Below are 7699 nucleotides of genomic sequence, written 5' to 3' on the forward strand. Positions count from 1 at the left end.
ATGAGAACCCCCCGTTCCACCTCCCATCATACTCGAACATACTTTCGAGTCAAGGACGTTTTCGAGAAGGTGAGGTGGGCCCGGCCGTCGTGATTCTGTTGTTCGAGAGCAGATTCCGTCGCTAGAGCATCAGCGCCGGATCTGTAGTCAGTTCGATGTTCAGCCACGGTTCGTAGGGGAGATCGGCGAGGCTGGTGGCGAACGAGCGTCGTACTGCGTCTTCACCGTCGATGTCCCAGCTGTGTGGCGCGACCATGAACGTCGCTTCGACATACAGCTTGCGACCCACCTTGCTCATGGTGAGAGTCGGTTCGTCCAAACCGAATTCGTCGCGGACGACGGCGATGGCTTCGTGCACGCGGGCCTGAACGTTTTCGCCGGGAGCACCTTCGAGGAGTTCGATCAGTGCGGTTCGCAGAAGTGCGTACGGTTGCGGGACCAGCATCGCACAGCCGAGGAGGACCAAGACGGAGTCGACATATCGGTCGGCGTCGGAAAAATCGGTGCGGCCCAGGATCATTGCGACGACAGCACCGACCGCGACCAGCGCGCTGAAGGCAGCCGACGCTCCCCATTGCCTGGCTTCGGCGACGAGCAGATCAGATGTGCGGTCGACTTGTCGGACGTAGCGCCAGATGATGATCGACACCACCGCGCTGACAGCGCCGTATGCCACCAGAGACCCCGCGGTGACGTCGGCTCCGCCCGCGAGGATGACACGAACTGCCTCGACTGCGGCGTAGGCGAGCGTCGCCAGTAGTGCCATGCCCTGGACAGCGATGACGACCGGGATCAATGCCTCCTTGCCGAACGGGAAGCGTGCGGTGGGGCCCGAGTCGGCTATCCGCGAGACCCGCAGTGAGAGCGCCGTCAACACCATTCCGATGAGGGCGTACACACCGTCGAGCAGGATCACCTGGGTCTGCGAGATCCAGCCCCAGAATGCGGCGAGCACAGCCAACGCCGTTGCGACCACGAGCGAGTACCGCAGGGCCTTGCGTTCGCGGGTAGCGCTGTCTTCCTTGGTGCCCATGAATTCCAAACCGCCTGTCCGTTTCGATATTCCTTCACGTAGGAATACCAGCAACGACGCGCAGGCACGGGATCAGTGGACCAATTGCGCTGCCAGATCGAGAAAGTCCTCGGCGTTGATGTCGAACTCGTCGGAGAAGGACACATCGGGATTGCCCCTGGCTCCGAATTCGAGTGGTCGAGTTATGAAGGCTGTGCGGAATCCGAGAGCTTTGGCTGCCCGGATGTCATATTTGTGACTGGCAACCATCATGATCTCGGCCGGGTCGTACCCGAGATATCGAGCAGCCAGGTGGTAGATCTTCGGATCTGGTTTGAAGACGCCGGCCATTTCGGCAGTGAAGACGGCATGCCATGGCAGATTTCCGTGCCGGGAGATGCTGACTGCGGCATTCACGTCGGCGTTGGACAAGGCAGCGATTGTGTACTGCTGGCGCAGGGTTGTCAGGCCGGCGACAGTGTCGGGCCACGGGTCCAGGAATTTCCAGGCGGTGGTGAGTTCTTCCTGTTCGGCATCGGAAAGTTCGATGCTCTCGCGGGCCAACAGCTTGCGCAGAGCCTCGCGGTACACCGAATGTACTGTCACCCATTCGCCTGTGGAGTCGTCGGCCTCGGAGGTGTTCGCGAAGTACTCAGCGCGCCAGAGATTGACGAATCTTGGCCAGTCCACGTCGGCGTCGGTGATTCGACGGGCCTCTCGGCACAGTGTGCTGTGAAAATCGGTCGCTGTGCCCTGGACGTCGAACAGCAGTGCTTTGATCTTCTCGCGCACTAGGCCTCCACTCCGAGATCACCTGACGGACTTCCTTCATTATTGCGGCTGCAGCGCCGGATTCGTGCTCGGTGAGCGCAAAGGCTCGACGCGTCGCAAAATAGACATCTATGGCCGACCGCGGATTTACCCCGACTCAGCTCGCCGCCCGAGCTGCCTACTTGCTGCGCGGAAACGACCTGGGCACGATGACCAGCGCTGCCCCGAAGCTGTATCCCCACATGTGGAGCTGGGACGCCGCGTTCGTGGCGGTAGGTCTGGCGCCGCTCAGCGTCGAACGGGCGGTAGTAGAGCTCGATACCTTGCTCTCGGCTCAGTGGAAGAACGGAATGATTCCGCACATCGTGTTCGCGAACGGTGTCGACGGCTACTTCCCCGGCCCGACGCGGTGGGATGTCAATGCGTTGGCAGCGCATGCTCCTTTGGGTACCGCTACATCGGGAATCACCCAACCCCCCGTTCACGCGATCGCGGTGCAGCGGATTCTCGATCATTCGCGTCGGCACGGACGTACGACGCGTGCGGTCGCGGAAGAGTTCCTCGACCGGCGCTGGAGCGATCTGGTTCGGTGGCACCGGTGGTTGGCGGAGGCCCGCGATCTCGACGGCAACGGCCGTATCGCGCTCTATCACGGGTGGGAATCTGGGATGGACAACTCTCCGCGGTGGGATCTGGCGTACGCGAATGTTGTTGCGGGACAAGTTCCTGCGTATCAGCGTGCTGATCTCGCTGTGGTGACGGACCTGTCTCAGCGGCCCACGGATAACGAATACGACCGCTACCTTTGGCTTCTCGAAGAGATGAAGGCCGTGCGGTACGAGGATTCTCAACTCGCCACTGCCATGAGTTTTGCCGTCGAGGACGTGTTTGTCAGTGCGGTTTTCTCGATGGCATGCGACGTCTTGGCAACTATCGGTGAGGAGCATTCGCGGCCGAACTCCGACGTCCGTGATCTGCGCGGTTGGGCAGATCGATTCCGGCAGGGCGTGATTGCCACCACCGATGAACGATCAGGTGCAGCAAAGGATTTCGATCTTCGCACCGGGCGATGGGTTCATACCGAGACCATCGCGATGTTTGCGCCGTTGCTGTGCGGCGGCCTGAGCCGCGATGCCGAGCGCGCTCTGTTGCGCACTTTCGAGGGGCCCAAATTCTGTGGTCACCCGGACATGCGGTTTGCTGTCCCACCGTCGACGTCTCCGGTTTCCGGCGATTTCCGTCCTCGGGAGTATTGGCGTGGCCCGGTGTGGCCGGTGATCACGTGGTTGTTCTCGTGGGCGTTCGCGCGTCGGGGGTGGGCCGAGAGATCGCACGTCTTGCGTTCGGAGGGGTTGCGGCAGGCCAGCGATGGCAGTTTTGCCGAATACTACGAGCCTTTCACCGGTGAGCCGCTGGGCAGTATGCAACAGTCGTGGACCGCTGCGGCTGTTCTCGATTGGCTCGGTTGAGTGAACATTCCCTGAATTAGGGGACAAAACGGACTAGTCGACCTTAGTCTCGGGAAATGGTCGAGCGACGGATCGTCAGGACACTGGGCAAGCTCACCCCGATCGCGATGGCAGCTGCCATCGCGATCACGGCACCTGGCCTCGCCGCTGCCGACGCTCCCCGTGGCCCGGACGTCTCTTCGTGGCAACACGTGGACGGAACCGGAATCGACTGGTTCCAGGTCAAGGCGTCAGGGCACGAGTTCGCGATGGTCAAGGCCACCGAGTCGCTCAACTACGTCAATCCGTACTTCATCCAGGATTGCCTGGTCATGCGTGCTGCCGGCGTCTCGCGCGGGGCCTACCACTACGCAGACGTTCGCCAGTCCCCCGAAGCCCAGGCCGCCTTCTATTCGGCGATCGTCCTGGGTATCAACGGACCTGGTGACCTCCCGCCCGTTCTGGATCTCGAGGACGCGAAGGGACTGCCCGCCGGGCAGGTCATCGACTGGACTCATCGCTACTTGAATACAGTCCAGGCACTTACCGGGCGGCAGCCCATCATTTACACGTATCCCAACTTCTGGCGTACTCAGATGGCCAACACCACCGAGTTCAACCACTACCCGCTGTGGATCGCCGATTACAACGGGCAGAACGCACCGGGGCCGCTACCCGGCGGTTGGTCCAACTGGACTTTCTGGCAGTACACCAGCACCGGACGCATCCCCGGAATCACCGGAAACACTGATATCAACGTCTACAGCGGAGCCCAGGGCGATTTCGATCGCTACGCCAACAGTGTGGGGTTCGGCAGCAGCTAGTTTGCGGCGGGGCCCTTGGCTCCGTGGTGCCCGGTTCGGGCCCTTTCGCCCTCGATGCATTTGCCTCGAGGCACGCGGAAGGGCCCTTTTTGGCACTCTTGTGACGCTTGGCTGGTTAGTCCGGTTGTTGCTCGTCAGTTACGAGAATTCTGCCGGGCGGTAGCCACGGTCGCTGAACTTTCGACTAGCTGAGCAGGATCGGAAAATAGCTACGGCAGAAAATGAGCAGAACTGCTCTGCCTGAAAAGCTACAAAACGGACTTGAAGTTGGGTTTGAATCGAAGGCGGCCGCCCGGTTTCGGGCGAAGTTGGTGCCTCGCAATCCAATTATCGGAGCCTCGGGATGCTTCGTTACCGGCAGCCGTCGCTGAGTGTGGTCTGGATCAATTCGATCAATTTCGACGGGCTCGCACGCGTGATCGGACTCCATGCAGGACGGGGTTTCCGAACGTCGTTCAAGGGTCTGTGGCGCATCCAACAGGCCTTATCCATATTGGGCATTTGTCCAGATTCCATATCTTCCTCGAGGTTGGTCGTCACCCGATCTGGTCAGCGGAAACCTTGAATGTCATCGCGTTCGCCGCGGTGCCGCACTCCGAGGGCTGAATTGTCCGCTCGGACAACACTGCTCCTCGAAGCTTGTCCGATCTACGAACAAAAACGTCGATCGGTCTGCTTTGCCCGACTTTCGATGGGCAAGCTCCCGGTTATCTGTTATCTTGTTCCTGATAACTGGAAGGTTGCTCTCGATTTGCGCGGATTTCGAGGGCCAAGGTCCTGTTCAGGGCGGCTCTTCCAACACGCAGGTGTTTCCGAAGAGGAGCTCGAATGACAGGACCGGCAACAGCGTCCGGTGTGAGGTCGATCAGCCGAAAACAGGCGCATCGACCCGAACCAACCGATCAACCGGGAGTTCGCGCCAGCGCTCTCGCATCTCCGTCCATCGAACATCGATCAGGCACATCCTGGGGAGTAAGAAATGCCTAACGACATACCGCCGACAAGGTCGGCCATATTCACCGCAGGGCTCCCGCCCTGGGTGCGAGCGTGGACGGTGGTATGGACCGCCATCGCGATGATTCTCGGTATCTCCGGCGCGACGGCAGTGGTTGCGTCAGCGCAGCCGGCCGCGACGCTCGGCGGCCCCGTTCAGGCTCAGGCGCCGGCTCGCGCCGCTGTTCTTCCGGATGAACAGCCTGCAAAAGGCTGCGCATTCAGCGCCCCCGGCACCGGTCCGTTCTCGCAGAACATCTGCTGGATCGATATGTCGACGCTCGATGCGGCAACGGCTGCTTCTGCGGCAGGGCAGTCGATGGAAATCCAGCTCACCGACGGTTACAAGATCAACTTCAAGGCCTTCCTCACCGACTCGGTAGCGGGAAAGACACACCAGGGGATCGAAACCAGGGAACTTCCCACCCTGCACTACGCAGCTCTTGGCTCGTCTGCGTACACGGGTGTGCCGTCGACGATCAAGCCTGCGATCTATCAGAAGTCCGCTGACAATGGTCAATCCGGCGGAACGGTGTCGCTGAAGAACATCGTGATGACCGGGCCGAACGGCCCGATTTACAACTACGGCCTCGTCGCTGCTGACGCCGAGTCGACTGACGCCAACACGTCGACCGACAAAGAGTTCCTGACCTTCAATTCTGACAAGCCTCTCCGCCAGATCGCACGCACGGTTGGTGCGGATGCGCCCGGCTACCCCGGAATTCGGGCTTGTGACGGTGGGCTGACGGCTATGCCCGCCACCACCGTCCGATGCGATTCGTGGAACCTGGTCAACAACAAGGAGTATTCGCCAGGCACTTTGGTTGTGGCATCGACCGCTCCGACCAACTTCGCGGCGACGTTCGGAAATACTGTTCTGGACACCTCTCGTCAGGGTCTGGCGTTCGGTGTTTTGCTGTCGAAGGTCAAGATCGACAAGGACCTCACGCGCGTCACCCCCGGTGACGATTTCACTATCGGCATGAGCACCGGACACCACGCTGATGCAGGCGCCGCTGCAGCAACCGAGATCAAGAGCACCACGACCGGTGCGACTGATACGACGGCATCGACTGGCTGGCGGACGCTCCTCGCAGATACCACGCCCACCCCTGTCACGTTCTGGGAGAAGCCAACTACCTCGGCGACCAAGACCGCGAACTATGCGACATCGTGGGATTGCCAGGTAAACGGCGTGACCCAGGCCCTCAGGGTCGGTGACCTTGCGCAGGCAGCACTTACACCGGGTGACAACGTGTATTGCAAGGTCAAGAACACCCCGGTTCTCGTGAAGAAGTCGTCGTCACCACCTACCGGTGAGACGGTCAATATCGGCCAATCAATCACCTACACTCTGAATTTCGAGAATCCGGGCACTGCGCCGGCAACGATCGACTACACGGACTACCTCGCCGACGTCATTGATGACGGAACAGTTGCGGTCGGTGCTGCAACCGGCGGACTCACCGCCGCATTGAACGGCGCCGACAAGATCAAGGTCGGCGGCACGTTGCCGGCCGGCGGCAAGGGGACAGTCACATACACCGTCACTGTCAAAGACGGCGGCAACAAAGTTCTGAACAACTATCTGGTTCCGGGGACTACAACTCCCCCCACAACATGTGATCCTGCAACCAATCTCTGCACGACGCATCCCATGCCTGGTTTCACGCTGACCAAGACGGCTGATCCGGTTTCCGGTTCGACGGTTCAGGCCGGCGACACCATTACGTACACCGTCACCGGTGCCAACACCGGCAGGACGGCCCTGACTCCCGCGACGATCACCGATGATCTGAGTGCGGTTCTCAACAATGCTGCTGTCGTTCCGGGCTCGCTGAAGGCGACCATCGACGGTGCTCCCGTTGCTGCTCCGACTCTGTCGGGCAGCACTTTGTCGTGGTCCGCGAATCTCCCGGCCGGTAAGTCTGTTGTTCTGACATACCAGGTGAAGGTCAATGCCGGCGTTGCCGCGGGAACGGTTCTGAACAACAAAGTCACCGGTACTGCGAAGCCGCCGACCGGTCCGGACATCACTCCTCCTCCGGTGGAAACGAATCACTCGGTTCCAGGTTTTACGCTGGCGAAGACTGCCGATCCGATCTCCGGTTCGACGGTTCAGGCCGGCGAGTCGATCAAGTACACCGTCACCGGCACCAACACCGGCAAGACGAAGCTTGATCCGGTACAGATCAATGACGATCTGGGTGCGGTCCTCAATAATGCTGCTGTCGTTCCTGGTTCGCTGAAGGCGACCATTGACGGAGCTTCCGTGGCTGTTCCGACTTTGTCGGGTACGACGCTCTCGTGGACTGGCGTTCTCGAAGCCGGCAAGTCGGTTGTCCTGACCTACGAGGTGAAGGTCAACGACGGTGTCGCTGCGGGTACGGTCCTGAACAACAAGGTCACGGGTACTGCGAAGCCGCCGACCGGTCCGGACATCACTCCGCCGCCGGTTGAGACGAATCACTCGGTTCCCGGTTTCACTGTCGCGAAGACTGCAGATCCTGCGTCGGGTACCGGCGTCAATGCTGGTCAGACGATCACGTATACGGTGACAGGTACGAACACCGGTAAGACGACGCTCAATCCTGTTGTGTTGACCGATGATCTGTCGAAGGTTCTCGACAACGCGACGTTGGTGGACGGTT

5 protein-coding genes are annotated in these 7699 nt (G+C 60.5%); 3 read left to right on the forward strand and 2 right to left on the reverse strand.

Annotation, left to right across the window (positions count from 1 at the left end; all coding sequences use genetic code 11):
• Positions 1–121: 121 nt before the first annotated feature.
• Together P3G66_RS31545 and P3G66_RS31550 are read right to left on the reverse strand one after the other, a co-directional pair.
• Positions 122–1033: a cation transporter gene (locus P3G66_RS31545; protein ID WP_276117857.1), complete on the reverse strand. Its 912-nt coding sequence runs from the start codon at positions 1031–1033 to the stop codon at positions 122–124.
• 72 nt (positions 1034–1105) lie between these two features.
• Positions 1106–1804: a haloacid dehalogenase type II gene (locus P3G66_RS31550; protein WP_209448175.1), complete on the reverse strand. Its 699-nt coding sequence runs from the start codon at positions 1802–1804 to the stop codon at positions 1106–1108.
• 110 nt (positions 1805–1914) lie between these two features.
• Between P3G66_RS31550 and P3G66_RS31555 the strand changes: the two genes are divergently transcribed.
• The 3 genes from P3G66_RS31555 to P3G66_RS31565 all read left to right on the forward strand — a co-directional run.
• Positions 1915–3252 carry a glycogen debranching protein gene (locus P3G66_RS31555; protein ID WP_042449890.1) on the forward strand — a complete coding sequence of 446 codons (1338 nt, stop codon included), beginning with the start codon at positions 1915–1917 and terminating at the stop codon, positions 3250–3252.
• A gap of 56 nt (positions 3253–3308) precedes the next feature.
• Complete coding sequence (locus tag P3G66_RS31560; protein WP_003942452.1) at positions 3309–4055, forward strand: glycoside hydrolase family 25 protein; 747 nt, start codon at positions 3309–3311, stop codon at positions 4053–4055.
• A gap of 979 nt (positions 4056–5034) precedes the next feature.
• Positions 5035–7699, forward strand: a 2665-nt coding sequence (locus tag P3G66_RS31565) for an isopeptide-forming domain-containing fimbrial protein (RefSeq protein WP_276117858.1), incomplete at its 3' end; no start/stop codon positions are given.

The organism is Rhodococcus sp. C3V (genome assembly GCF_029269915.1).
Classification (GTDB): domain Bacteria; phylum Actinomycetota; class Actinomycetes; order Mycobacteriales; family Mycobacteriaceae; genus Rhodococcus_F; species Rhodococcus_F qingshengii.

What these genes read in the sequence shown, in the direction of transcription:
- P3G66_RS31545 (WP_276117857.1), bottom strand. Translation starts at nt 1,033, where the DNA reads ATGGGCACCAAGGAAGACAGCGCTACCCGCGAACGCAAGGCCCTGCGG.
- P3G66_RS31555 (WP_042449890.1), top strand. Translation starts at nt 1,915, where the DNA reads ATGGCCGACCGCGGATTTACCCCGACTCAGCTCGCCGCCCGAGCTGCC.
- P3G66_RS31560 (WP_003942452.1), top strand. Translation starts at nt 3,309, where the DNA reads ATGGTCGAGCGACGGATCGTCAGGACACTGGGCAAGCTCACCCCGATC.